Origin of the sequence: Kitasatospora sp. NPDC058243 (assembly GCF_042882025.1) — a bacterium.
Lineage (GTDB): Bacteria > Actinomycetota > Actinomycetes > Streptomycetales > Streptomycetaceae > Kitasatospora.
The window spans coordinates 1-1,416 of sequence record NZ_JBHVWW010000162.1; the positions used below are offsets into that span (position 1 = coordinate 1).

Consider the following 1,416-nt stretch of genomic DNA (forward strand, 5'->3'; position numbering starts at 1 on the left):
GGAGAGGTGGACAAGAGACAGGCTGGGACCCGGCGCGCGGCGGGGGTGCGACGGGGAGCGGGAGGGCGGCGCGGGCCGGCGGCCGGGCGCCGGGTGTGCGCGGGATCGGGCGGGGGCGGGCTCGAAAACAGGCTCTGCGCTTCGCAAACCTGTCCGGCGCGGGCAGTTGGATCACGTGAACCTCCCCGTGCCCCTTTCACCCCACGTGATCGGACGCACACTGTTGCAAACGCCGTCAACTGGGCATGAGGATGAGTGGTCAGAACGTGGGGGCCACCCGGCCGGCGGGGGATCCGGAGGCGGGGGCCCGGATTCGAGGGCGGGGGCATGTGTTGATGGACGGTCAGTCGCGATTCCCGCGGCAGCGGACGAGTTCGGGTGACGCCTACCGGTCCGGGCCCGCCCCGGGCGCAGCCGGCGGCACCGGGACGACCCTGCCGGGCACCTCGGCCCCCGGCTGCGCCCTGCACCGCCGGCTGCACCTGACGCTCGACCCGGCCGACCTGGTCGCGGTCGGCTCGGTCCGCCGGCGGCTGCGGACGGCGCTCAGCCACTGGGGGGTGCCGGAGCTGTCGGACACCGCCGAACTGCTCTCCTCCGAGCTGGTGACCAACGCGCTGCTGCACACCGGCAAGGGCGCGGTGTTCGACGCGGTGCTCGGGTCGGACCACCGGCTGCGGATCGAGGTGCAGGACGGCACGACCCGGCTGCCCGGCCGGCGCCGCGATCCGGACGCCGAGTACGCGACCTCGGGGCGCGGCCTGCTGCTGGTGGAGTCGCTCGCGGACGCGTGGGGCGTGCAGCTGCGGGGCGACGGCAAGGTCACCTGGTTCGAGCTCGCCCTGCCCTGAGCCCGGCCGCTCCCGGGGCGCGGGGCACGGGCTCGGGGCGCGGGCACAGGGCGCACGGGGCGCTCGGGGGCGCGGGGCGGGCGGGGCGCGCGGCCCGTCGCACCGTTCGCCGTCGATTCATTCGCCTTCGAAGCATGCCCAGAACAGAAGGCGGAACGGAAGATTTCCGGCCCGTTGCCATTGCCGCTCGGCCCAACATTGGACAGGATGGTGGGAATGTGTGTCCACGTGCGGGAAGCAGCGGGGAGACCGAACCTCGACCGACCCCGCCCGTCGACACCGTCCGATCCAGCACCACCCATCACACCGCCACGCGGCCCGGCCGGACGGTCGGCGCGGTCCGCCACGGCAGCGGCAGGAGCAGCATGCCCACTGAGCCCGAGTCGCCGGGGCCGGCGCTTCCACCCGGTGCGCCCACCGTCGAACCGCAGCAGGCAGCCTCCGCCCGCACCACCGGTCCGAACCCCGCCGGTCCCGCTCCCGTGACGGTCGACCAGCCCCCCGCCGGCCCCGCCGCGACCGGGCCGGGCCGGGCGAAGCCGCCCGCGCAGGCGGTGCGCCGGCC

1 protein-coding gene and 1 pseudogene are annotated in these 1,416 nt (G+C 75.7%); both read left to right on the forward strand.

The window, feature by feature from the left end:
• The first annotated feature begins 335 nt into the window (after positions 1-335).
• Positions 336-851 (forward strand): ATP-binding protein, encoded by a 516-nt coding sequence (locus ACFVX9_RS39785; protein WP_107452835.1) that lies wholly within the window; start codon positions 336-338, stop codon positions 849-851.
• A 365-nt stretch (positions 852-1,216) separates the two neighbouring features.
• Positions 1,217-1,416, forward strand: a pseudogene (locus tag ACFVX9_RS39790) (2-oxoglutarate dehydrogenase, E2 component, dihydrolipoamide succinyltransferase); the annotation flags it as partial.